This is a genomic window from Comamonas koreensis, assembly GCF_014076495.1.
GTDB classification, from domain to species: Bacteria; Pseudomonadota; Gammaproteobacteria; order Burkholderiales; family Burkholderiaceae_C; genus Comamonas; species Comamonas squillarum.
Genome location: NZ_CP043575.1, coordinates 1483491 through 1504663 on the forward strand (window position 1 = coordinate 1483491; position 21173 = coordinate 1504663).

General features: G+C 65.0%; 16 protein-coding genes. 7 read left to right on the forward strand and 9 right to left on the reverse strand.

Annotation, left to right across the window (positions count from 1 at the left end; genetic code table 11):
- Positions 1–8 precede the first annotated feature (8 nt).
- Entirely contained in the window at positions 9–815 is an 807-nt protein-coding gene (gene cobA / locus F0Q04_RS06685; protein WP_116924537.1) for a uroporphyrinogen-III C-methyltransferase, read from the forward strand.
- An 818-nt stretch (positions 816–1633) separates the two neighbouring features.
- On the opposite strand, the gene F0Q04_RS06690 is transcribed toward cobA, so the two are convergent.
- The 3 genes from F0Q04_RS06690 to cphA (F0Q04_RS06700) form a co-directional block, all read right to left on the reverse strand.
- A complete protein-coding gene (locus F0Q04_RS06690) occupies positions 1634–2122 on the reverse strand; it encodes a CreA family protein (RefSeq protein WP_021025503.1) in 489 nt (162 codons plus the stop codon).
- A gap of 65 nt (positions 2123–2187) precedes the next feature.
- Positions 2188–4770 carry a cyanophycin synthetase gene (gene cphA, locus F0Q04_RS06695; RefSeq protein WP_116924538.1) on the reverse strand — a complete coding sequence of 861 codons (2583 nt, stop codon included), beginning with the start codon at positions 4768–4770 and terminating at the stop codon, positions 2188–2190.
- 79 nt (positions 4771–4849) lie between these two features.
- A complete protein-coding gene (gene cphA, locus F0Q04_RS06700; RefSeq protein WP_182345007.1) occupies positions 4850–7030 on the reverse strand; it encodes a cyanophycin synthetase in 2181 nt (726 codons plus the stop codon).
- Positions 7031–7254: 224 nt separating this feature from the next.
- Here cphA (F0Q04_RS06700) and F0Q04_RS06705 point away from each other — a divergent pair, with 224 nt between their 5' ends.
- The 4 genes from F0Q04_RS06705 to F0Q04_RS06720 all read left to right on the forward strand — a co-directional run bounded on the left by F0Q04_RS06705 (position 7255) and on the right by F0Q04_RS06720 (position 13030).
- Complete coding sequence (locus F0Q04_RS06705) at positions 7255–9603, forward strand: ABC transporter ATP-binding protein (protein WP_182345008.1); 2349 nt, start codon at positions 7255–7257, stop codon at positions 9601–9603.
- Between the two features lie 24 nt (positions 9604–9627).
- Entirely contained in the window at positions 9628–10101 is a 474-nt protein-coding gene (locus F0Q04_RS06710) for a DUF1854 domain-containing protein (protein ID WP_182345009.1), read from the forward strand.
- Between the two features lie 171 nt (positions 10102–10272).
- Positions 10273–10725 carry a hypothetical protein gene (locus F0Q04_RS06715; protein ID WP_133248055.1) on the forward strand — a complete coding sequence of 151 codons (453 nt, stop codon included), beginning with the start codon at positions 10273–10275 and terminating at the stop codon, positions 10723–10725.
- A 166-nt stretch (positions 10726–10891) separates the two neighbouring features.
- Entirely contained in the window at positions 10892–13030 is a 2139-nt protein-coding gene (locus tag F0Q04_RS06720) for a TonB-dependent receptor domain-containing protein (RefSeq protein WP_116924542.1), read from the forward strand.
- Between the two features lie 87 nt (positions 13031–13117).
- Here F0Q04_RS06720 and F0Q04_RS06725 read toward each other — a convergent pair whose 3' ends face one another.
- Together F0Q04_RS06725 and F0Q04_RS06730 are read right to left on the reverse strand one after the other, a co-directional pair.
- On the reverse strand, positions 13118–14017 hold the full coding sequence (locus F0Q04_RS06725) for a 5'-nucleotidase (protein WP_116924543.1): 900 nt from the start codon (positions 14015–14017) through the stop codon (positions 13118–13120).
- A 218-nt stretch (positions 14018–14235) separates the two neighbouring features.
- Positions 14236–14970: a FadR/GntR family transcriptional regulator gene (locus F0Q04_RS06730; RefSeq protein WP_182345010.1), complete on the reverse strand. Its 735-nt coding sequence runs from the start codon at positions 14968–14970 to the stop codon at positions 14236–14238.
- Positions 14971–15150: 180 nt separating this feature from the next.
- Here F0Q04_RS06730 and uxuA point away from each other — a divergent pair, with 180 nt between their 5' ends.
- Positions 15151–16227: a mannonate dehydratase gene (gene uxuA / locus F0Q04_RS06735; protein ID WP_182345011.1), complete on the forward strand. Its 1077-nt coding sequence runs from the start codon at positions 15151–15153 to the stop codon at positions 16225–16227.
- Positions 16228–16250: 23 nt separating this feature from the next.
- Positions 16251–17267 (forward strand): Bug family tripartite tricarboxylate transporter substrate binding protein, encoded by a 1017-nt coding sequence (locus F0Q04_RS06740; protein ID WP_116924545.1) that lies wholly within the window; start codon positions 16251–16253, stop codon positions 17265–17267.
- A 173-nt stretch (positions 17268–17440) separates the two neighbouring features.
- Here the strand turns inward: F0Q04_RS06740 and gspF are convergent, their stop codons facing one another.
- From gspF to F0Q04_RS06760, 4 genes are all read right to left on the reverse strand, one after another.
- Complete coding sequence (gene gspF, locus F0Q04_RS06745) at positions 17441–18658, reverse strand: type II secretion system inner membrane protein GspF (protein WP_116924546.1); 1218 nt, start codon at positions 18656–18658, stop codon at positions 17441–17443.
- Positions 18659–18745: 87 nt separating this feature from the next.
- The gene (locus F0Q04_RS06750) at positions 18746–19396 is read right to left on the reverse strand and encodes a glutathione S-transferase family protein (protein ID WP_116924547.1); all 651 of its coding nucleotides are present in this window, start codon (positions 19394–19396) and stop codon (positions 18746–18748) included.
- 102 nt (positions 19397–19498) lie between these two features.
- On the reverse strand, positions 19499–20197 hold the full coding sequence (locus tag F0Q04_RS06755; protein WP_182345012.1) for a helix-turn-helix transcriptional regulator: 699 nt from the start codon (positions 20195–20197) through the stop codon (positions 19499–19501).
- Between the two features lie 38 nt (positions 20198–20235).
- Positions 20236–21150, reverse strand: coding sequence for a 2-hydroxy-3-oxopropionate reductase (locus F0Q04_RS06760; protein ID WP_182345013.1), 915 nt, complete (start codon positions 21148–21150; stop codon positions 20236–20238).
- Positions 21151–21173 lie beyond the last annotated feature (23 nt).

Genomic DNA, 21173 nt, shown 5'->3' on the forward strand with positions numbered 1-21173 from the left:
GTCTTGCCATGCATGCCATTGCCACCACTCCCTTTGTCGCCGGCCGCTGCTACCTGGTAGGAGCCGGCCCCGGCGACCCCGAGCTGCTGACGCTGCGCGCCTGGCGCGCGATCCAGGCGGCCACCTTGCTGCTGGTGGATGACCTGGTCTCCGCCGACATCGTGGCGCTGGCACCGGCTGCCACCCGCACCATCTATGTGGGCAAGCGCGGCGGCCGGGCCAGCACCTCGCAGGCTTTTATCGAAAAGCTGATGGTGATGGCCGCCCGCCAGGGCGAGACGGTGGTGCGCCTCAAAGGGGGCGACCCCTTTATCTTTGGCCGGGGCGGTGAGGAGGTCGCGCACCTGCAGGCCCAGGGGGTGCAGGTGGAAGTCATCAACGGCATCACCTCGGGCCTGGCTGCCGCCACCAGCCTGGGTGTGCCGCTGACCCACCGCGACTATGCCCACGGCGTGGTCTTTGTGACCGGCCATGCCAAGCCCGGTGGCGCGCCTCTGGATTGGCGGCAGCTGGGGGCGACGGCAGAGGCGATGTCTCTTAGCTTGGTGGTGTACATGGGGGTGGCGGCAGCTCCTTTGATCGAAGCGGGCTTGCTGGCCGGTGGCCTGGCGCGGGATACGCCGGTGGCCTTGGTGCAGAACGCCAGTTTGCCGAGTCAGCGGGCGGTGTTGACGTCCTTGTCTTGTTTGGTGAGTTGTTTGCAGGGGAGTGGGTTGGGGAGTCCTTGCATGATGGTGATTGGTCGGGTGGCTGGGTTGGCGGATGCCAGTCTGTTGTGGCAAGGGTTGGTTGAGCCTCTTGAGCGGCAGGCTTGATTTTTTGTTTTTCGGCAGCGCTTGTTTATTGGCTCTGGTTACTACTGGCGTAGGGCAGCTGGCCGGGTCTCGCCCCGGCGGGCGAGGTACTTTTCTTGCTCAGCCAAGAAAAGTACCCAAAAGAAGGCTGCCCCTGCTGCCAGCGACCCCCAAAGCTTCGCGTAGCGAATCTTTGGGGGCAACCTGCGGGGACCAGAGCATGGGGTGTGCGGCCGAACTCACTACGCGCCAAGGCGCTCCGTTCAAACAGCGGCCGCAAGTCAGTTCACGAAGTTTGGCTGCTCTTCGGCAGCCAAACCACCCCATGCTCTGGTCTCCTCGGCGCTGGCAAAAGGGGTGATGGACAGCCAACAGCCTTCAGGCCATCGCTGCGCTCGGCCTGTTTGGGGGCCGAGCGTAGCGATGGCCCATTGGTATTTGGCTGTTGGGGTGTTCGCATTCCCCTTTTGCATGCGCCTGGGGCGTGGTGTTTGCGGGGTGGCGCTGGCACCGAAGAGTGCCAGCGCTTCGTCAACTAGCTTGCCGCGTCTGTTCGAACGGAGCGCCTACGGCGCGTAGTGAGTTTCGCGGCACACCCCGCAAACGCCACGACACAGGTTGCCCTTCGCAAAGCGAAGGGTCGCAAGCAGCAGGGGCGACCTTCTTTTGGGTACTTTTCTTGGTCGCCAAGAAAAGTACCTCGCCCGCCGGGCGAAATCCGGCCAGCAGCCCTACGCCAGTAGCAAACAGCGCCCACGATTAGGCGCTGTTAACAAAGAGCTAGCAGCTCTGCGCCACTAGTAAAACTGAAAATTAAATAAGCGCAGAGCAGGTACCGGTCACTTGACCGGAATAACCGTAGAAGCAGGCACCGCCACCGCCGTCACACTGTTCTGCGGCGAGCCCTCAATGACCTTGTCCGAATACGTCATGTACACCAAGGTATTGCGCGCCGCATCCACCATGCGCACCACCCGCAACCGCTTGAACAGCAGCGAAGTGCGCTCGCTGAACACCTCCTCCTGCTGCTTCAAAGGCTTGTCGATACTGATCGGCCCGGCCTGCACACAGGCAATCGAGGCTTCGGAGCGGTCTTCTGCCAGGCCCAGTGCGCCCTTGACGCCGCCCGTGCGGGCGCGGGAGACATAGCAGGTCACGCCCTTGACCAAAGGGTCGTCATAGGCCTCGACAACGATCTTGTGGTCGGGGCCGATGAACTTGAACACCGTGTCCACCGAGCCGATGGTGTCCGGTTGGGCCCAGGCGGCGGTGGCGGCCAGGCAGCCTGCGGCGGCGAGGGTGCGGCGCCAGGAAGAGGTGATCAGCATGGAGGGCGTCCGAAAAAGAAGAGAGGGCTGCACCGGCGCGCTGGCCGGTGCATGCGGGGTCCGGATCAGGCCTGAGCGGCGGCTTGGGCCACGTGGCGCTGCAGGTGCTCGAGCGCTTCTTCGACCTGGTCGACCAGCACCAGGCAGAGGTCGCCCGGTTGCAGGCGTGCGAGCGCGTGGTCGATGGCGATGAACTCGCCGTGGATATCGGTCACGTAGCTGGTGCGGCTGGCGCCTTGCAGGCCCTGGCGCAGCAGCGCGATGACTTCGCCGTCGGCGCGGCCGCGCTGGGCGGCATCCTGGTAGAGGATCACATCGTCAAAGGCCTCGCCCAGCATCTCGGTCTGCACGCGGATGTCTTCGTCGCGGCGGTCGCCGGCGCCGCTGATGACCACGCTGCGCTTGTTGGCGGGCATGGCTTCCACGGCCTGGATCAGCGCGCGGATGGCATCCGGGTTGTGGCCATAGTCGGCAATGATCGTCGCACCGCGGTAGTCCATCACATTGAAGCGGCCCGGGGCGTTGTCGCTGTCATTGACAAAGCCGGCGAGGCCTCGGCGGATGGTCTGCCAGGGCAGGCCGGCGGCCCAGGCGGCGCCAATCGAGGCCATGACGTTCTCGACCTGGAAGGTGATCGCGCCATTGCGGGTGATCGGGATCTCGCGCAGCGGGATCGACTCGCGCCAGGAGCCTTCGGCGGCCACGATGCTGTCGCCATCGACATACACCACGCGGCTGCCTTGGGCGCGGTGCGTGGCCATCACGGGGTGGTGACGGTCAGCGGCAAAGAAGATCACCTTGCCGGGGCAGACATGGGCCATCGCGGCGACCAGCGGGTCGGCGGCGTTGAGCACGGCGTAGCCAGTGGGGGCGACGTTCTGCACGATCACGCGCTTCAAGACCCCCACATCTTCCTTGGTGGTGATGAAGTTCAGACCCAGGTGGTCGCCTTCGCCGACGTTGGTGACCACGGCCACCTGGCAGCGGTCAAAACCCAGGCCTTCGCGCAGAATGCCGCCGCGTGCGCATTCGAGCACGGCCGCATCGGTCTCGGGGTGGGCCAGGGCGTTGCGCGCGCTGCGCGGGCCCGAGCAGTCGCCGCTGTCGATCTGGCGGCCGTTGACGTAGACGCCATCGGTGTTGGTCATCGCGGTGCGCCAGCCGTGCGAGGTGAACAGATGGGCGATGACGCGGGTGGTCGTGGTCTTGCCATTGGTGCCGGTCACGGCGACGAGCGGGATGCGGCCGTCGTTGCCGGCGCTGAACATCTCGTCAACCATCGGCACGCCGACATGGCGCGGCTTGCCGAACGAAGGCGCCAGGTGCATGCGCAGGCCAGGGGCGGCGTTGACTTCGACAATGCCGCCACTTTGCTCTTCGAGCGGCTTGAGCATGGTCTCGCAAACCACGTCCACGCCGCAGATGTGCAGGCCAATGGTCTGGGCCGCTTCGATCGCGCGGGCGGCAATTTCGGGGTGCACGTCATCGGTCACATCGGTGGCGCTGCCGCCAGTGGACAGGTTGGCATTGTTGCGCAGCACCACGCGCTGGCCCTGGCCGGGCACGCTGTCGGGGGTCATGCCTTCGCTGGCAATGCGGGCGATGGCGATGTCATCGAGGCGGATCTTGGTGAGCGCCGTGCCGTGGCCGGTGCCCCGGCGCGGGTCCTGGTTGACCAGGTTCACCAGCTCGCGGATGGTGTGCTGGCCGTCGCCCAGCACCTGGGGCGGCTCGCGGCGGGCCGCGGCGACCAGTTGGCCGCCCACCACCAGCAGGCGGAAGTCGTGGCCGGGCAAAAAGCGCTCGACCATGATCTCGTCGCCAAATTCGCTGGCCGTCTTGTAGGCCGCTTCCAGGCCTTCGCGGGTGGTGATGTTGACCACCACGCCCTTGCCCTGGTTGCCGTCCTGGGGCTTGACCACGACGGGCAGGCCCACTTCCAGCGCCACTCGCCAGGCCTCTTCCACATCGGCCACGGGGCGGCCCATGGGCACGGGCACGCCGGCGGCATGCAGCAGGCGCTTGGTCAGGTCCTTGTCCTGCGCAATGGATTCGGCCACGGCGCTGGTCGAGTCGATCTCGGCCGCCTGGAAGCGGCGCGCCTTGGAGCCCCAGCCCAGCTGCACCAGCGAGCCGCTGGTCAAACGGCGAAACGGGATGCCCCGAGCGACAGCGGCATCGACGATGGCGCCGGTCGAGGGACCGATGCGCTCGTCTTCATCCAACTCGCGCAGCGCCGCAATGGCGGCGTCGGCATCGAAGGGGCTGTCGTTCAAGGTGGCCTGGATCAGCGCTTCGGCCTTTTCCATCGCCAGCTTGCCCACCGCTTCTTCGGTGTATTCGACGACAACCTGGTAGGTGCCGGGCTCAGTGGTTACATGGGTGCGGCTGAAGGTGACCGGGCAGCCGGCCTGCGCCTGCAGCGACAGCGCGGCGATTTCGAGCACATGCGCGAGCGACAGCGCCTGGTCGGCGCCATGGGGCTGAAGCGGGGCGATATTGGGGAAGCGCGCACGCAGTTTTTCTTCAAAACCAGGGATGGTGCTGTAGCGCTGTTCGCTGTCTTCACAGCGCACGATGGTCTCGATGGCGGTGCTGCGGGTCCAGAGGTTGGGGCCACGCAAGGCACGGGTGCGGGAGAGCTGCATAGTGTTTCTTTCAGATGGAGGGCCCGCTGAATCAGCGGGCCGTGCATGCTTGTCGTCGTGGAGAGCCGTGTCCGGCGTATCAGGCGTTGTACTCGAAGGTCTTGATACCGGCGCCGATCAGATCGGGGGTGATATCCAGCGCCCAGGCCGTGGCGATGGCGGCAAGCAGGGCCGAGGTGTCGGGCTTCTTGCCACCCGGCAGGCTCAGCGCATCGAGGGTTCCCAGCACGCGCTCTTGCGCGCCGGTGGCCAGCACCACATTGTTGCCCTTGATGAGAACGGCGCGGCCGCCTTCGTGCTGGGCTTCGGTGTTGGCGCGGTGGGTGGCCACGGCTTCGTTGTTCGCATCGGTGGTGTACAGCACCACTTCGCCGTCGCACAGCTCGGCCAGATCGGCCACTTCGGGCAGGTCGGCATTGAGCACGCCGGCGCCATCGCTCAGCACCACATCGATCTGGGTGCGCATCACGCGGCGCATCTGGCCGGCTTCGAGCACATCGTGGTCCGCCAGGCTCTCAAAGCCTTGCATATCGGTCACCACACCGACCAGGCAGCGGTCGTAGGCCAGGCCTTCTTCCAGGATGGAACGGGCCGTCGTCTGGATCACCGCAGCCTGCGCCAGGCGGTTGGTCAGCAGGCGATGGGCGCCGGCCCAGTTGGCGGTATTGGTCTTCTGGGTCTGGCGGTTGGACAGGAACATGCCCTCGTCGCTGGCCACGCCGGTGAGCTTGCCCGACAGCTGCAGCAGCCAGCCTACGAGGCGCGCGATGAACGCATTGTTCTGCGTGCCGACAATGCCGACGATCGGGATACGGCCCGCGCCGGCACCTTCTTCGCGCGGGAAGAGGTGGTCGGCAATGGCCATGCCGACCGGGCGCGGCGCGCCGCTGGTGGGCTTGAGGTGCATCAACAGGCCCGGGCCAGCGTTGACTTCGAGAATCGCGCCCTGGCCTTGCATCGGCTGGGAGACGTCCTTCAGGATCATGTCCATGCCGGCGATGTCCAGGCCGACGATCTTGGCCGCCAGCACCGCGTAGTAGGCCACATCCGGGTGCACGTCATCAAGGCAGTCGATGGCCATGTTGCCATTGCGTTGCAGCAGCACGCCCTGGCCTTGCGGAATGACCGAATCGGGCGTGACATGCTGGCGGTTGAGTTCGAGCTTGACGGCGCCGGCTTCGAGCTTGATCCAGTCGAGCGGGTACTCCTGCTCGGGGCCTCGGCGGGGGTCTTCGTTGAGCACAGCCACCAGCTCGCGCAAGGTGGCCTTGCCATTGCCGTAGACGCTGACGGTCTCACCCTTGGTGGCCGCGACCACCTTGTCGCCCACCACCAGCAGGCGGTGCTCGACGCCGTCAATGAACTTCTCGACGATGACGTCCGAGCCTTCGGGCTGGGCCAGCGCAAACGCGGCCTTGATATCGGCCTCTTGCGACAGCTCCAGGGTCACGCCCCGGGCATGATTGCCGTCAGACGGCTTGACGGTGACGGGGAAGCCGATTTCCTGGGCCACTTCCCAGGCTTCTTCGGCGGTGGCCACGATCTGGCCTTCGGGCACCGGCACGCCGCAGGCGGTCAGCAGGCGCTTGGTGAAATCCTTGTCCTGGGCTATGCCTTCGGCAATCGCGCTGGTCTGGTCTGACTCGGCCGTCCAGATACGGCGCTGCGCAGCGCCATAGCCCAGCTGCACCAGGTTGCCATCGTTGAGGCGGATATGGGGAATGCGGCGCTCGCTGGCGGCATCGACGATGCAGCCGGTCGAGGGGCCGAGGTAGCGGTCATTGATCGCCGTCTTGATCGCATGGACCGCCGGCTTGATGTCGTAGGGCTCGTCGTTGATCGCGGCCATCAGCAGCTGGTGGCCATGCTCCAGCGCGACGCGGGCCACGGCCTCTTCGGGGCAGCGGAACACCATGCGGTAGACGCCGCGCTTGGAGATCTCGCGCGTCTGGCCAAATTCGGCCGGCATGCCCGCCAGGTTGAGCAGCTCGATGATCACGTGCTCCATCACATGGCCCATCCAGGTGCCGCCTTCGAGGCGCTGGATGAAACCGCCGCGTTCACCGACGCCGCAGGTGTGCTCGATCAGGTCGGGCAGCCAGGTGGTGAGACGCTCGTTCAGCCCGGGGATCTTGTTCGAGGGATAGTCCTCCAACTCTCCAAGGTCCAGCCAGACCTCCAGTACGGGGCGGTAAGTCCAGACGCTGGGGCCGCGCAAAAACGTGGTGCGCAAGAGTTGGATGGTATTGAATTTCGCCATATCGATCAACGGATAAACATAAGTAACAATTCCGGGGGGAATCGCCGTAGATGGGAAAGCATTGTGCGCCCAAATGAGGCAGATTAATCGCTGTCAGCCTATTGGGGCTGTCAGACGTTAAAGACAGATGAGGGCGGGGCGACCCATGCCGCCGTTCGCCACAATAATATGCGGTTGTTCACCGGACCACTGCCACCGCCCCGTGCGGAGAGAAAAAACGCCATATGCAACATCTTCATTCCGCGGACGCGTCAGCATTCTTTGCGGGTCCGCTAGGAACCCAATTGCGAGCCAAGCTCAACACCCTGGAAAACGTGCTTGCCGTCACTCCCGTTGACCTGACCTCGGATTTGCGCTTCGGCAGCGGCCAGGTGGTACTGACTTCTGAACGCCTTCTGGCCTTTGATCCCGATGCCCAACAGTGGAGTGAGTGGGCGCTATCGCCCGATTTGAGTCTGCGTTTTTTTGACCATGGCGGCGTAGGCAGCCTGGAGCTCCATGACAGCGCGCAGCGCCTGGGCCTGTGGCGCATCACCTTGAGCCACCAGACGGCGGTGCTGGGCCTGATGCAGCAGTTCGAGCGCCAACGTGAGCGCTTGCTGCGCAACGAGGCCTACCAAGTGGCCGAGGACGAGCGCTCGCTGTGCCCGGTCTGCGGCAGCGTGCTGCCCCCCGACAGCGAAGAATGCCCGGCCTGCGCCCGCCAGCAGAATGCACCGACCTCGAGCTGGGTGCTGCTGCGCCTGTGGCGCTTTGCCAAACCCTACAAAATGCAATTGTTGTTGGGTTTCGTCCTGACGCTCTGCACCACGGCTGCCCAGCTGGTGGCGCCGTACCTGACGATTCCGCTGATGGACAAGATCCTGATCCCGTTCCAGAACGGCGAGAAGATCGATGCCGGCCTCGTGCGTTTCTACCTGGGCGCGCTGCTGGTCTCGGCACTGATCGCCTGGCTGCTGGGCTGGGCGCGTACCTTTGTGCTGGCACGCGTCTCCGAGCGCATTGGCGCCAACCTGCGCACCACCACCTACAACCACCTGCTCAAGCTCTCGCTCGATTTTTACGGCAGCAAACGCACCGGTGACCTGATGGCCCGTATCGGCGCCGAAACCGACCGCATCAACCTGTTTCTCTCGCTCAACGCGCTGGATTTCGCGACCGATGTGCTGATGATCGTGATGACCTCGGCGATCCTGTTCTCGATCAACCCCTGGCTGGCCCTGGTGACCCTGGTGCCGCTGCCCTTTATCGCCTGGATGATCCACACGGTGCGCGACAAGCTGCGCACCGGTTTCGAGAAGATCGACCGCGTCTGGTCCGAAGTGACCAATGTGCTGGCTGACACGATTCCCGGTATCCGCGTCGTCAAGGCCTTTGCGCAGGAGCAGCGCGAGGCCGACCGCTTTGCCGCTGCCAACCAGGTCAACCTCGAAGCCAATGACCGCGTCAACAAGACCTGGTCGCTGTTCACCCCCACGGTCACCTTGCTGACCGAAATCGGCCTCTTGATCGTCTGGGCCTTTGGTATCTACCTGGTGGCCGGTGGCTCGATCACTGTCGGTGTGCTGACCGCCTTTATCGCCTACATCGGCCGCTTCTACACGCGTCTCGATTCGATGAGCCGCATTGTGTCGGTCACGCAAAAGGCCGCTGCCGGCGCCAAGCGCATCTTCGACATCCTCGACCATGTCAGCAACGTGCCCGACCCGGTCAACCCGGTCAAGCTGGGCAAGGTGCAGGGCGCCATCACGATGGAGAACGTCGGTTTCCGCTATGGCAGCCGCACCGTCATCAAGGACCTGAACCTGCAGATCCGCCCCGGCGAGATGATTGGCCTGGTGGGCCACAGCGGCTCGGGCAAAAGCACCCTGGTCAACCTGATCAGCCGCTTCTACGACGTGACCGACGGCTCGATCCAGCTCGATGGCGTCGATGTGCGCCGCATCGCCGTGTCTGACTACCGCAGCAATATCGGCCTGGTGCTGCAGGAGCCCTTCCTGTTCTTTGGCACCATTGCCGAGAACATTGCCTACGGCAAGCCCGATGCGACGCGCGAAGAGATCGTCGCCGCAGCGCGCGCCGCCCATGCGCATGAGTTCATCCTGCGCCTGCCCCATGGCTATGACTCGCTGGTTGGCGAGCGTGGCCAGGGCCTGTCCGGCGGTGAGCGCCAGCGTATCTCGATTGCACGTGCACTGCTGATCGACCCGCGCATCCTGATCCTGGACGAGGCGACCTCGGCGGTGGATACCGAGACCGAAAAGGAAATCCAGCGTGCGCTGGACAACCTGGTGCAAGGCCGCACGACGATTGCGATTGCCCACCGCCTGTCGACCCTGCGCAAGGCCGACCGCCTGGTGGTGATGGACCGTGGCGAGATTGTCGAAGTCGGATCGCATGACACGCTGATGGCCCAAGAGGGCGCCTACTGGCGCCTGTACATGGCGCAGGCGCGCCGCGCCGAGGAAGATGCCGAAGCCGCTGGCGTGGTCACCGCGCGCGCTGCGGGCGTGACCTATGACATGCAGCCCCTGCCCAAGTCCCATGTGGACGGGTCCGATGACAACCGCTGATCAGCAGCCCAGGAAAGCCCTTTCATGACAACCATTTCCTCTCCGCTGGCGCTCAGCCGCAATCCCTTTGGCCGCCTGGTTCTGGACAAGGACGGCAGGCCCCACCAGGTCAACCCGGTGCGCGCCTTTCCGCTGTCGGCCCCATCGCTGGGCATCTCCCTGGTCGGCGAAGACGGCAAGGAGGTGCTGTGGATCGCTGACATGGACGCGGTGGACCCGGCGGCCCGCGCACTGCTCAACGAAGACCTGGCCGCGCGCGAGTTCCAGCCGCTGATCGAGCGCATCGTCAGCGTCTCGACCTTCTCAGTCCCCAGCATCTGGACCCTGGAGACCGACCGGGGCCCTGTCCACATGACCTTGAAGGCCGAAGAAGACATCCGCAAGCTGCATGGCCGCCAGAACCTGCTGATCACCTCGGCCGATGGCGTGCACTACCGCCTGCCCGATACCAACCGCCTCGACAAGGCGTCGCGCAAGCTGCTGGAGCGCTTTTTGTAAGCAGCCTCTACCGCAAGCTGCAGTGCGGGGCCTGGAATTGCGGGCCCTTGCCTTTTTGCGGGCCTTGTCCCTTTCGGTGCTGCTTTGCCTGGCATTTACAGGCATAATGCAATTCATTTGCAATAGTGGCCGTCGTCTGCGCGGCCACTGGTTTGATTGTCTGCCCGGCCTGTGTCTTCCCTGCGCGCTCTCCACCCCCTGTCTGTCTCGGCGCATGCGCCGAGGCCGCTGCGTGGCTGGGCGATGGCGCTGCTGTGCTGGCTGTGTTTTGCGCAGCTGTGCCTGCCGCTCTTGGGCAAGGTCCATGACATCAGCCACCTCCATGCCCGCGCGCTGCAGACGGCTGCGGCCACGGCATCGGCTGGCGAGCGTGACGGCAGCGATACCGTGGTCAGCCCCGGCCATGGTGCGCATGACCTGTTTGGCAAGCATTCCGAGGCCGACTGCCAGGGCTTCTCGCACATGGCGCTGGGAGCTGGCCTGCTCTGCGATGCGCTGCAGGCTCCGTTGCTCGCGGCGGCGCAGGAAGCGGCACCCACCGTGCTGGCCATCTTGCTGCGCCAAAGCCCGGCGCTGTTCTTTGCGCGCGGCCCTCCCTCTCTCTCCCCCTCTTCGTTCCAGTGACACGGCCCCTTAGCCCTTGACCTTTGATGGTGCAGGGCAGCGCAGGCCGGTCTGTCTTGTTTTTTCGCGCAGCTGCCCGGCGCCACTGCGCCGGGCCGGTTCAGCCAGCAGTGCTGGGCTGCGCGCGCACATGCGCTGGATGCATGTGCTTTTCGAGGGGTAGACCATGGGTTTCCATGCACAACAGGCGCAGCCGCTGGTGGCGCGCACAGCAATTTTGAAGCCACAGGCGCGGGATCTGCGCCCGGTCGCAGCCGCCGTGATCGGCCTGCTGCTGGGCAGCGCCGCGCTGGCGCAAAACGCCGAGGGCAGCACGCCGGCAACGGCCACAAACACCACCACCTTGCCCGAGGTGACGGTATCGGCCAGCGGCACCAACCGGACGGTCGACGACATGACCACGCCGGTGACGGTGCTGCAAGGCGATGAGCTGGTGCAAAAACGCGGTGCCAGCCTGGGCGAGACCCTGGCCAATGAGCCCGGCATCCAGGCCACGCACTTTGGTGCCGGTGCCAGCCGCCCGGTGATTCGCGGCATGGATGGTGCGCGGGTCAAGGTGCTGAACGATGGCGCGGTGATCCAGGATGCCTCGACGATCAGCCCCGACCATGCCGTGGTGAGTGAGCCCATGCTGGCCACGCAGATTGAGGTGCTGCGCGGCCCCTCGGCACTGATCTATGGCGCCGGTGCGATTGGCGGCGTGGTCAATGTGCTGGACAACAAGATCCCCACCAAGGTGCCCGAGAAGGGCTATGAAGGCCAGGTCGAAGTACGTGCCGGCACGGGCGCCAACGACGCGGCGACGGCTTTGTCGCTGACGGCTGGTTCGGGCCCCTTTGCCCTGCATGTGGAGGGCATGGCCCGCAATGCCGATGACTACCGCGTGGGCAGCGGCTGGGGCCTGGGCAACAAGGTGGATGGCAGCCGCGCGCGCAATGCCGGCGGCAGCATCGGGCTGTCCTGGATAGGCGACAGCGGCTATGTGGGCCTGGCCTACACCCGCACCCAGGCACGCTACGGCCTGCCCGGCCACAACCACAGCTTTGAAGGCTGCCACACCCACGGCCTGCACCTGCACTGCGGCGGCCATGATGGCCATGACCATGGGGATGACGACCATGACCACGACCATGACCATGAGGAAGAAGGCGTGCCGGTGGTGGACATGCACAGCGAGCGCTATGACCTGCGCTCCGAGTGGCGCCAGCCGTTTGCCGGCGTGTCGGCCATCCGTGTGCGCGGCGGCGTGACGCGCTACCACCACGACGAGATCGAGGGTGGCGAGATCTCCACCAGCTTCAAGAACCGCGCGCATGACATGCGTGTCGATGTGCTGCATGAACCGATTGCCGGCTGGACCGGTCTGGTCGGCTTTGAGGCCGCGCAGCGCCGCTTCAGCGCCACCGGTGAGGAAGCCTATGTGCAGCCGACCCGCACGCAAAGCCAGGGCGTCTACCTGCTCGAAGAGCGCCGCTTTGGTGACTTTGGTGTCGAGGCCGCACTGCGCCACGACTGGCAAAGCGTCTACGCCAACGACGACGGCCTGGTGCGCAAGCACAAGGGCAATTCGGTGTCGCTGGGCGGCAGCTGGCGCTTTATGCCGGGTTACCGCCTGAGCGCCCATGTCACCTCGGCCAGCCGCCTGCCCACGGCCGAAGAGCTGTATGCACGCGGCCTGCACATGGCCACCTCGACCTATGAGCTGGGCAACCCCGACCTGCGCAAGGAGCGCTCGGGCAATATCGACATCGGCATTGCGCGCACTGCGGGCGACACGACCTACTCGGTCAATGTCTACCGCAACCGCGTGAACAATTACATCTATGGCCGCACCGTCGATGAGCATGAAGGCCTGCAGCTGCTGCAGTATGCGCAGCAGACCGCCACCTTCACCGGTCTGGAGGGCCAGATCCAGCACCGCATCAATGCGAACTGGACGGTGGGCGCCACCGGTGACCTGGTGCATGCCAAGCTCGAAGACGGCAGCAAGATCCCGCGCCTGGCTCCCGCCCGCGTAGGCTTGCGCGTGGCCGGCAAATGGGCCAACTGGAGGAGCGAAGCGCAGTGGCAGCTGGTCAAGCGCCAGAACAAGGTGGCCGATTACGAGACCGAGACCCCAGGCTACGGCATGCTGAACTGGCGCGTGAGCTACCACCAGACCTCCAGCGATGGCACGCCATGGCAGATTTACCTGAAGCTGGACAACCTGACCAACAAGCTGGCGTACGTCCACACCTCGTTCATCAAGAACGCGGCGCCGCTGCAGGGCCGTGCAATTTCTCTGGGCTTTATCAAGCAGTTCTAAGCCTCTGAAAACCCAGGCCTGAACGCCAAAGCCGCTGTCTCGATCAGGAGCCAGCGGCTTTTTTGCGTCTGCGGTGGCTAGAGCGGATCAGAGGTTGGAGATGCCGCTGCTGACATGGCCGGCCGGCACATGGGCCGCCGCGCTGGTGGCATGGCCCGTCTGGTCGTCAAAGAAGAAATCGGGCTCGAACTCGCGCAGAAATTCGCCCTTGGCCAGGCCGCCCAAGAACATGGTTTCATCAACGCCGATGTTCCAGTCCATCAGGGTGCGGATGGCGCGCTCATGCGCGGGGGCGCTGCGGGCGGTGACCAGCGCGGTGCGGATGCGCATCTGGCTTTGCGTATCTTGCTGCAGCCGGTGGAGCGCCGCCAGCAGCGGCTTGAAGGGGCCATCGGGCAGCGGACGGGTGGCATGCTCGATCTCATGGCGCTGGAACGCATCCAGCCCCTGGGCCTGGAAGACACGCTCGGCCTCGTCCGAGAACAGCACGGCATCGCCGTCAAAGGCAATGCGCACTTCATCGGGGTTGCCGTCCTGCGCCTGGGCCGATTCGGTCAGCACACGTGCGGCCGGAAAGCCCAGCTGCAGCGCCTGCTGCACATCGGTGGCATTGGCCGAGAGGAACAAATGCGCGCCCAGCGGCTTGAGGTAGCGAAAAGGATCGCGCCCCTGGGTGAACACGCCCCGCTGGATGGAATGGAGCCCATGGGCCTTGCAGCTGCGAAACACCCGCATGCCGCTGACCGGGTCATTGCGCGAGAGCAGCACCACCTCGACCTTCTGTGCCGTGCCGCTGTTGAAAGCCAGCAGCTTGCGCACCAGCGAGAACGCCACCCCGGGTGGCGCGGGGGTCTCCAGCCGCTGCAGCTGCAGCCGGGCATAGGCCTGGTCCTTGTCCTGCTCGAAAACCCGGTTTTCTTCTTCAAAGTTGAACAGCGCCCGCGACGAGATCGCGACCACCAGCTTGTTTTCGAGAGTGGCAGCCATGGCCGTCCTTGTTGCTGAACTGAGGGCCAATATAGCGCAGTCTTCCCAATCAACAGAGGTACTTTCTCCAGGGGCTAATACGGCCCAGCCAACCCAAGGTTGGCGGTTGAAGCTAGGCGCTCCCAACGACGCGTGAAGCCGCAGGCAGTACTGAAAGTACGACAAGGCTTGGCGCGGCCGGCCAGGCAACGACGTATCAAGGGCTGTATTAGTCCCTCTCAATACCAGGCCTGGGAGAACTGCGAGATCACCCGCCCCAGATGCTGCTGCATCGCCTGGCGCGCCTGCGCGGGCTGGCGCTCGGCAATCGCGGCAAAGATGGCCTGGTGGTCCTTGAGGCTGGCCTCGCGCAGCTGCTCGGAGTGGAAATGCTGCTCGATCTTGTCCCAGCGCGGGTCCTGGCGGGCGTTGTCCCACATGGCCTCCACCATGTGCTGCAGCACGCGGTTGCCGGTGGCCTCGGCAATGGCAAGGTGAAAACGCCGGTCGGCCGCGTCGTAGGCGTCCTTGTCGGCCAGCTGCAGGCGCATGGTGGCAAGGGCGTCGAGCATGCGGTCCAGGTCGGCATCGCGGCGCTCGCTGGCAGCGGCTGCGGCAATCTCGGCCTCGACCAGCACGCGGGCGCGCAGGGTTTCCAGCGGGCCGGGGCCCGTGGGCACATCAAAGGCGGGCAGGCGGCTGGGGCCGCTGGCACCCGTGGGCTGCAGGTAGATGCCCGAGCCCAGGCGCACCTCGACGAGGCCTTGCACCTCCAGCGCAATGATGGCCTCGCGCACGGCAGTGCGGCTGACGCCAAACATATCGGCCAGGGTGCGCTCCGAGGGCAGGCGCTGGTCGGCCGCCGCGCTGTCTGTGGCAGTTTCTTCCAGGATTTTTCTGGCGAGGTCCTGGTAGGACCTGACACCGGTGGTGCGGCTGTCGTCGTCAACCGGAGGGACCAGCTTGTTGGGCATCTTGCGCGTATTCCGTTCATCGGCCGATCCGCCAAAACCGGAAGGCCAGCAGCAGTGTAAGCCGCCGTCTGGCCCAAATGCGGCAAATACCGGACATAGTGGTAAACCATCAATCTAAATGGTCTAGCCAGTTTGTAGAATTGGTCTAACCAAATTTTTGATTGCAGCAAAAGGTTTTCCATGAAGATGTCGTTTCGTTGGTTTGGCAGCGCAGACCCCGTGTCCCTGGCCTATATCCGCCAGATCCCTGGGGTCACACATATCGTCTCTGCGATCTATGACGAGCCGGTCGGTGCCGTCTGGCCGCTGGCCAAGATTGAGGCGCTCAAGCAGCAGATTGAAGACGCTGGCCTGGCTTTTGAGCTGGTCGAATCGGTGCCGGTGCACGAGGACATCAAGCTTGGCCGCGACAGCCGCGACCAGCTGATCGCCAATTACCAGCAAACCCTGCGCCATCTGGCCGCCGCCGGTGTGCAGGTGGTTTGCTACAACTTCATGCCGGTGTTTGACTGGACGCGCACCGAGCTGGCCAAGCAGCTGCCCGATGGCTCCACCTGCCTGGCCTTTGACAGCCGCCAGGCCGACAGCATCGATGCGGAAAAAGGCATCTCGCTACCCGGCTGGGACAGCAGCTACCGCAGCGATGAGCTGCAAGGCCTGCTGCAGGCCTACCGCCAGGTCGATGCCGAGCAGCTCTGGCAGAACCTGGCTTATTTTCTGCAGGCCGTCATCCCGGTGGCCGAGGAATGCGGCATCAAGATGGCCATCCACCCCGATGACCCACCGCGCCCGATCTTTGGCCTGCCGCGCATCGTCAAGAACCGCGATGACCTCGCCCGCATCGTCGACCTGATCGACAGCCCCGCCAATGGCCTGACCTTGTGCTCGGGCTCGCTGGGCGCCGGCCCGCAGAACAATGTCGAGGCGCTGGTGCGCGAGTTTGGCGGGCGCGGCCGCATCCACTTTGCGCATATCCGCAATGTCAAGGTATCGCCCGAGGGCGACTTTGAAGAAACCGCGCACCTCTCGACCTGTGGCTCGCTCGATATCGCGGCCATCGTCAAGGCCTACCACGATGTGGGCTTTGCAGGCTATGTGCGCCCGGACCACGGCCGCATGATCTGGGGCGAAACCGGCAAGCCCGGCTATGGCCTCTACGACCGGGCGCTGGGCGCCGTCTATATCAATGGCCTGTGGGAGGCGGTGGACAAGTTCTCGCCCGAGCAGCAAGACAGCGCAGTGCCTGCTGCCCTCTGATTTCACACCAAGGAGACATAACAATGACGACCGTTCAACTATCGCACGCCATGCTGCGTCGCAAACTGACCCTGGGTCTGGCGCTGGGCGCCAGCTTGATCGGCGCGGGCGCCCCGGCGCTGGCGCAGACCGCCTACCCGACCAAGCCGGTCACCCTGATGGTGGGCTTTCCGCCAGGGGGGCAGACCGATTTTGCCGCCCGCGTGCTCAGCAACAGCCTGGCGGCCAATCTGGGCCAGGGCGTGGTCATCGAGAACAAGGCCGGCGTCAACGGCAACCTGGGCTCGGCCGACATCATGCGCTCAGCCCCCGATGGCTACCGCATGCTGGTGGGCAATGGCTCGATGACGGTGACCCCGCACGTCTTCCCGACCTTGGGCATTGTGGACCCGACCAAGTTTGTGCCCGTGGGCATCTTGCTGCAGTCGCCACTGGTGCTGGTGGTGCCCACCTCGTCGCCTGTCAAAGACTTTGCGCAGTTTGCGGCCCTGGTCAAGGAGCGCGCCAAGGCTGGCAAGGGCGTGGACTATGGCACGCCCGGTGCCGGCTCGCTCGTGCATGTGACCACCGAGCTGATGCGCGAGCGCCTGGGCAGCCCGGCGATGAACCATGTGCCCTACAAGGGCAGTGGCCCTGCCGTGATCGACCTGATGGCCGGCCGCATCGAGGCCATGTTTGATGCGACCTCGGTGTTTGATCCCTATATCAAGTCCGGCAAGGTGCGCCCCATCCTGGTCACCAGCAGCAGCCGCGTGGCGTCGCTCCCCGATGTGCCGACCCCCGCCGAAGTGGGCCTGAAGGATTTCGAGATCATCTCCTTCATCGGCATGTACGGCCCGCCCGGCACCCGCCCTGAGGTGGTGCAAAAGCTCAATGCCGCCATCAACACGGTGCTGAAGGAACCTGCGGTGATCCGCAGCTTTCAGGAGCGCGGTGACCAGCCTGGCGGCGGCACGCCCGAGCAGCTCGACGCGATGACGCGCGCGCAGTACAAGCTCTGGGGCGATGTGGTCAAGGCCAACAAGATCCACGCCGAGTAAGAGTCGCTAACACAACCCTTGATACGTCGTTGCCCTGCCTTGTCGTACTACTGTACTGCCTGCGGCAGGACGCCTAGTCTCAACCGCAAACCTGCGGTTTGCTGGGTCGTGTTAGCGACTCTAAAGTGGGCCCCGCTGGCCTTGGCAGAGCCAAGCGGGGTCAGACTGGTTGTTTAACGCACAAACTGGTTGAGCTGGATGATGGGCATCAGCACCGCCATCACGATGATGCCGACAATGATGCCCATGCCGACGATCAGCAGCGGCTCCAGGATGGTGGCCAGGCGCATCGCACGGCGCTTGACATCGCCAGCCAGCTGGTTGGCCACGCGCTGCAGCATCTGCGGCAACTCGCCGGTCTGCTCGCCCAGGCGGGCAAACATCGACAACAGCGCGGGGAAGCGCTTTTTCTGCGCCAGGGCCGAGGCGAGCGGCGCGCCCTCGCGCACCTGGTCCAGCGCATCGATGGCATCCTGGCGCATCGCCTGGTTGGAGACGGTCTGCGCAGCGGCCTGCAGCGCCTTCAGGATGGGCACACCGGCATTGCTGAGCATGGCCAGGGTCGAGGCAAAGCGGGCGGCGTTGTAGTTGCGCGAGAGCTTGCCGACGACCGGCAGCTGCAGCCAGCCGGCATCAAAGCGCTGGCGAAAGGCGGGCTGGCGCAGCGACAGGCGCAGCAGCACGGTGCCAACAACCGCCAGGCCCGCGCCCAACCACCACCAATGGCGGATCAGATCGCTAAAGCCCAGCATGATGCGGGTGAGCAGCGGCAGCGCATGCTTGGTGCCCGAGAACACCTCGGCCACCTGGGGCACCACATAGCTCATCAGCACCATCACCACGACAAAGGCAAAGCAGGTGACGATGGCCGGGTAGAGCGAGGCACCGATGAGGCTGTTCTTGAGCTGGTCGCGCTCTTCCAAATCATCGGCCAGCCGCGACAGCACCTGGTCGAGGTGGCCGCTGTGCTCGCCCGCATCGATCACGGCGCGGTATATCTGCGAAAAATCACGGGGGTAGAGGGCCAGCGACTTGGCAAAGGTGGAGCCGCCATTGACTTCGGCGCGCAGGCTGGCCACCAGCTGGCGCTGGGGCTCGCTGTCGATCTCTTCCATCAGCGCGGTCAGCGCGCGCTCGAGCGGCAGGCCCGAGCTGATGAGGCCGGCGAGTTGGCGCGTCCAGACCGCCAGGCCCGTGGCATTGAAGACCGCACGCCGGCTGCGCACCATGCTGGCACCGCTGTCGTCGACATCGCCCAGCGGCTCGACCGCCAAGGGCACCATGGCCTGGGCACGCAGCAGGCTGCGCGCGGCCTTGGCGCTGTCGGCTTCGATCATGCCCTTGCGGGTCTGGCCCTGGGCGTCTAGAACTTCGTACGAAAAAGCGGGCATGGGGCAGGTGGATAAAACAAGGTGGCTCCATGGCCACCCCGGGCTATTGTGCCTGATCCCCATGGCATGCAGATGGCAGTGGCCCGATCAGGCAGCGGCTGCGGCGGGCATCTCTGCGGGGCCATCGAGCGCATCGGCGCGCTGGGCAGCGGGGCGCTGCAGCAGCGGCAGCGCGTAGTCCTGGAACTCGGGCAGGCTGGGCAGGGTGCCTTCGTGCATGCTCCAGCCGATATAGCTGGCCAGGTACAGGTCGGCGGCGGTGAAGTGGTCGCCACAGGCATAGCGCTTGCCGGACACCGCCAGCTGCAGGCTGCGCAGCACATCGTCAAAACGGCCATAGCCGGCCGACAGTGCCTGGCGCTCGGTCTGGTTCTGCAGCCAGCCTTCGGCCTTGGCGGTGGACACCGCCTCGACCGGGCCCGCCACCAAGAACAGCCAGCGGTAGTAGCTGCCGCGCTCGGCGCTGCCCAGCGCCGGTGCCAGCTTTTTCTCGGGGTAAAGGTCGGCCAGGTAGGCCAGGATCGCGCCGGTCTCGCTCACCACCGTGTTGCCATGCTGCAGTGCCGGTACCTTGCCCATGGGGTTGAGCGCCAGGTAGTCGGGCGACTTCATCGTGCCGCCAAACTCCAGCCGCACCGGCTCGTAGACGGCATCGCACTCTTCGAGCATCCAGCGCACCATGCGGGCGCGGGACTGGGGGTGGTAGAAAAAGCGCAGCGGGGCGTTGTGGGGGGTCATGTCTTGGTCCTTCGGGTGGCTGGCAAAATCGCCATGCCCGTAGGTTAGGCAGGGAGGCTGACAGAAACTGTCAGCAGCTGGCATCAAGCCGCAGATGAGCGCTTACGACCAGCCGTCCAGCGTATAGCCGGTCTCTGCCAACCACTGCTGGATGAGGCTATGGCGGCTTTGCGGATAGCGCTCCTGCAGCTCCTGCATCGCATGCACCCGGTCGGCGCGAAAGTGGCGAAAGCCCTGGCGCAGCTCGCACCAGGCGGAGACCACCCGGCTGCGGTCGAAATAGGCCATCGCAAAGGGCCAGACCAGGCGCTCTGTCAGGCGGCCGTGCTGGTCCTCATAGTGCAGCACTACCTTATGCTCGGCACGGATCGCGCGGCGCAGTCCAGTCTGCCAGGTCTCGGGCGGGGGGCTGGGCTGCATGTTGGGAACCATCAGGCCGCTGGTATCGACGGCGATGCGCAGCTCCAGCGGCAAGGCGCTGCGGATGCGATCCATCGCGGCGCTCGCCGCACTGGCCAGCTGCGGGTCGGCCTGCAGGCTGGCCCAGCGCGCGCCCAGCAGCAGGGCTTCGAGCTCATCGGCATTGAACATCAAAGGCGGCAGCAAAAAGCCAGGCCGCATCTCAAAGCCAATTCCCGGATCGCCCTCGATCGCCGCACCTTGCTCACGCAGGCTGGCGATATCGCGGTAGACGGTGCGCAGGCTCACCTCCAGGGTCTGGGCCAGCGCCGGGCCGGTTTGCGGTTGGCGGGCGCGGCGCAACAGATCGAGCAGGCGGAGCAGGCGGGCAGGGCGGGACATCGCGCAAGCATAGCCGGTCTGCCAGGCCTGCCATAGACTCAGGCAGGTGCCTTTTGCCCGATCTCGAAATTGGCCTGGATCTCCAGCGCGCGCACCAGGCCGGAATGGTCCCAGCCCGCACCGCCATGGGCCACGCAGCTGTTGAACAGCTGCAGCGCCTGGGCGGTGTTGGGGAGGGACACGCCCAGCTGGCGCGCGCTGGCCAGCGCCAGGTTCAGGTCCTTTTGGTGCAGCGCAATGCGAAAACCGGGATCAAACGTGCGATGGATCATGCGCTCGGCATGCACTTCGAGAATCTTGGATGACGCAAAGCCGCCCAATAGCGCCTGGCGCACCCGCGCTGGGTCGGCACCGGCGCGCGATGCAAACAGCAGTGCCTCGGCCACCGCCTCAATGTTCAAGGCGACGATGATCTGGTTGGCCACCTTGGCGGTCTGGCCGTCGCCATTGCCGCCTACCAGGGTGATGTTCTTGCCCAGCGTCTCGAACAGCGGTTTCACCCGTTCAAACGCCGCCTCCGGACCGCCCACCATGATGGACAGGGTCGCATTCTTGGCACCCACTTCGCCGCCCGATACCGGCGCATCCAGGTACTGCGCGCCCAGCGCGCTGATGCGTTTGGCAAAGTCCTTGGTAGCGACCGGCGAGATGGACGACATATCGACCACGATCTTGCCGCTGCTGCCCTTGAGGCCGGCGGCCAGGCCATCGGGCGCAAACAGCACTTGCTCGACGTCGGGGGTATCGGGCACCATCACAAAGACGATATCGGCCCGCTCGGCTACGCCGCGCACCGATGTGCATTGGGTGGCGCTGCTCTCTGCGATGGGGGCCGGCACCTTGCCGCGCGTGTTGATGAACAGTTGGTGGCCGGCGGCAATCAGGTGGCTGCACATGGGCGCGCCCATGATGCCCAGGCCGATGAATCCCAGTTTGAGGGGCGTTGCATGCATGCAGAAATCTCCTTGGTTTTTAT

Coding starts and splice junctions, on each gene's coding strand:
- F0Q04_RS06705 (WP_182345008.1), top strand. CDS start 7,255: ATGCAACATCTTCATTCCGCGGACGCGTCAGCATTCTTTGCGGGTCCG.
- F0Q04_RS06720 (WP_116924542.1), top strand. CDS start 10,892: ATGGGTTTCCATGCACAACAGGCGCAGCCGCTGGTGGCGCGCACAGCA.
- F0Q04_RS06725 (WP_116924543.1), bottom strand. CDS start 14,017: ATGGCTGCCACTCTCGAAAACAAGCTGGTGGTCGCGATCTCGTCGCGG.
- F0Q04_RS06710 (WP_182345009.1), top strand. CDS start 9,628: ATGACAACCATTTCCTCTCCGCTGGCGCTCAGCCGCAATCCCTTTGGC.
- F0Q04_RS06760 (WP_182345013.1), bottom strand. CDS start 21,150: ATGCATGCAACGCCCCTCAAACTGGGATTCATCGGCCTGGGCATCATG.
- F0Q04_RS06740 (WP_116924545.1), top strand. CDS start 16,251: ATGACGACCGTTCAACTATCGCACGCCATGCTGCGTCGCAAACTGACC.
- cphA (WP_116924538.1), bottom strand. CDS start 4,770: ATGCAGCTCTCCCGCACCCGTGCCTTGCGTGGCCCCAACCTCTGGACC.
- F0Q04_RS06690 (WP_021025503.1), bottom strand. CDS start 2,122: ATGCTGATCACCTCTTCCTGGCGCCGCACCCTCGCCGCCGCAGGCTGC.
- uxuA (WP_182345011.1), top strand. CDS start 15,151: ATGAAGATGTCGTTTCGTTGGTTTGGCAGCGCAGACCCCGTGTCCCTG.
- cobA (WP_116924537.1), top strand. CDS start 9: ATGCATGCCATTGCCACCACTCCCTTTGTCGCCGGCCGCTGCTACCTG.
- F0Q04_RS06750 (WP_116924547.1), bottom strand. CDS start 19,396: ATGACCCCCCACAACGCCCCGCTGCGCTTTTTCTACCACCCCCAGTCC.
- F0Q04_RS06730 (WP_182345010.1), bottom strand. CDS start 14,970: ATGCCCAACAAGCTGGTCCCTCCGGTTGACGACGACAGCCGCACCACC.
- cphA (WP_182345007.1), bottom strand. CDS start 7,030: ATGGCGAAATTCAATACCATCCAACTCTTGCGCACCACGTTTTTGCGC.
- gspF (WP_116924546.1), bottom strand. CDS start 18,658: ATGCCCGCTTTTTCGTACGAAGTTCTAGACGCCCAGGGCCAGACCCGC.
- F0Q04_RS06755 (WP_182345012.1), bottom strand. CDS start 20,197: ATGTCCCGCCCTGCCCGCCTGCTCCGCCTGCTCGATCTGTTGCGCCGC.